Source organism: Streptomyces sp. TRM70350 (assembly GCF_019219825.1).
GTDB lineage: Bacteria > Actinomycetota > Actinomycetes > Streptomycetales > Streptomycetaceae > Streptomyces.
The window spans coordinates 1-2,415 of sequence record NZ_JAHUXH010000078.1; the positions used below are offsets into that span (position 1 = coordinate 1).

Below are 2,415 nucleotides of genomic sequence, written 5' to 3' on the forward strand. Positions count from 1 at the left end.
CTGCGCCTGCTACCCGCCACGGTTGTTTATCGGCGGGGGGAGGAACGGGAGGAGGCTGCGTAGTAGCGTCCGGCCACAGGCCCTGAGTGTTCGTGCTCGCGCACCCACGTGCGCGAGCACGCGTGTGTACGAGCCGGCCACGGTGATCGGGCGACGAGAGCGGTGGCGCCGAGGTGTGCAGAAACACCAGTCCCTGGCCGTTCCGGCTCAAGGCGCGCGATGGTGAGGCGGTGGCCGTCTACGTGTTGGGGCAGCTCGCAGTACGGGTGGTGTGGCGCTGAGCTCGTATTCAATTCCCGCCTGGCAACCAGGAGACGTATCGGCTGCTCTCACCCCAGGTCAGATCGATGTTCCACTCCACCAGCTGATGCGTGGTGGCCGGGTCGGGCAGGAACTTACCGGTCCAGGTCATGCGTCCATCCGGATCCTTTCCCAGAGCGAATCTCGTCGTAGGCCTTCGAGCCGGATCGAAGAACACGAGCTGGTTCCCTTCCATGGCCCAGAACGTCTCGTTCGGGTGGTCGGATTCGATGCTGCCGTCGACGTGCAGCAGGATGCTGATGGGCAAGGAATGCGGTCGGCGGAATTGCCAGACCTTGCCGGTGGCTTCGGGGTCGAGTTGGCGCAGTTGGTGCGTGATCTTCGGGTTGGGGAGGAAAGGTCCCGAATGGTCGACTCGACCGAACTGTGAATGGGTGTCGGTGAAACGCGTCGTGACACGGCCGTCGCCGTTGTGGAAGACGAGAGTGTCACCCTCCTGTGCCCATGAGCGCTCGTTGGGGTGTGAGTGCCCCTCGATGGTGCCATCGGCACGGAGCCGAAGGAGGCTGGTGATGACCGACCCGTCCGCTCTGGCGAATTGAAACCATTTCCCTTCGACCGTCAGGTCTACTTCGCGGAGTTCGTGGACGATGCGCCCGTCGAACTCGAAGGAGCCACGCAGCACGATGCGCCCGTCCTCTCGGGCGTCCCAGACAAAGCGGGTCGAGGCTCGCCCGTCACGGGTAAAGAAGACCAGTGCGCCGTTCTCCCGGCCCCAGCGCGCCTCGTTTGGGTGCGTGTGCCCCTGAATGGTTCCATCGGCGAGCAGTCGGATCCGCTGGGCGATGACCGAGCCGTCGTTTCGGCCGAACTGAAACACCCGGCCTTCGACGTCGTTTAGTCCGACGGCCGCAGTGCCCGGCATCCCGGCGCTCGCGAAGTCGCCCAGGTTGACTTCACCGGCGTCGGTTTGGGCGCGCACGCGCACCATGCGCGTGTCCTGCGGCGCAGGGGCGGACTGGTCGAGGGTGAGCTGCGCCGTGGCGGCCACTGGCGGGAGCGTGTGGATGTCGAAGTGGTCGTGGCGTTCGTCGTAGGCGAGCAGGACAGGTCCCCGATACAGCGCGAGGCGTCCGCGGGCTCCCTTGCCGCTGGCCGGGTCGCAACCAGGTGGTGGGTCCGCGCCGATCAAGGCTCTGGGGCTCAGGTCCAACTCCAACCCGATCGTGTCACCCGAGCGCCAGGTCCGCTCGATGATGTGGTAACTACCCGCGACGACCCCGGGGCGGGAGGCCCCGTTGACAGCGACCGTGGTCGTCGTCGACCACGACGGTACCCGCAGCCGCATGGTGAAGGCCTCGTTCTGGGCCAGTGTCACAACCAACTCGACTCTGCCGTGCACGGGATAGCGGGTGCGCTGCTCGATGGTGGCCTGGTTGCCCCTCGGCGTCAGGAGGGTAAAGCGCGAGGGGCCGTAGAAGTTCACGACGATGCCGTCCGCGGCAGCCATTACCGCCCACTCTGAGAGCATGCCCAGGCCTCGTGGACCATTCACGGCACAGCAGCTCAGGTACGAAGCGCCGGGCCGGTCCTGGAAACCCAGGTCGTGGGGTGTGGGTCTGCGGGTGCCCTCGAACACGGGTTCCCGATGGAGTGGATGAGGCAGGGGCATCACGTCCATGCCCGAGGTTGAGATGCCTCCCATCGGGGTGTTGTAGGTCCACCACCGCCCGTCGGGGCTCTGCGCGCCCAACGCCGCGTTCCAGGTCGACAGTTCCAGCTCGTCGGCCGGCTCGCAGGAGCCGGTCATGCGGAGCATGTCGACGGTCAGCGCCATCCAGGCCACGGTGGCGCACGTCTCGATCGGACGGGGATCGAAGGGGTTGCCTGTCGCCCGCTCTATTGCGGAGAACCCACCGGTGCTGTGCCGGTCGAATGCGCGGATGCCCTGCCAGGCGTTGATGAGGGCCCGGCGATACCGCTCCTCACCGGTAATCCGGAACAGCTCGCCCACTGCTTGCAGGCTGTGCAGCCGCTCCCACCGGGCCGCTGGCCCCAAGGCGGCGAACAGGCTGCCCGGCGTCTGGAACTTCGCCACGTAGTCGCCCCCGTCCGGGACGTTCGCCCATGCTTTCTCGAACAGTCGCACGAGAT

General features: G+C 66.5%; 1 protein-coding gene. It reads right to left on the reverse strand.

Annotated features, from left to right (window positions below):
- Positions 1-289: 289 nt before the first annotated feature.
- Positions 290-2,415: beta-L-arabinofuranosidase domain-containing protein (locus KWI83_RS37580; protein WP_218518856.1), on the reverse strand; the 2,126-nt coding region annotated here is incomplete at its 5' end.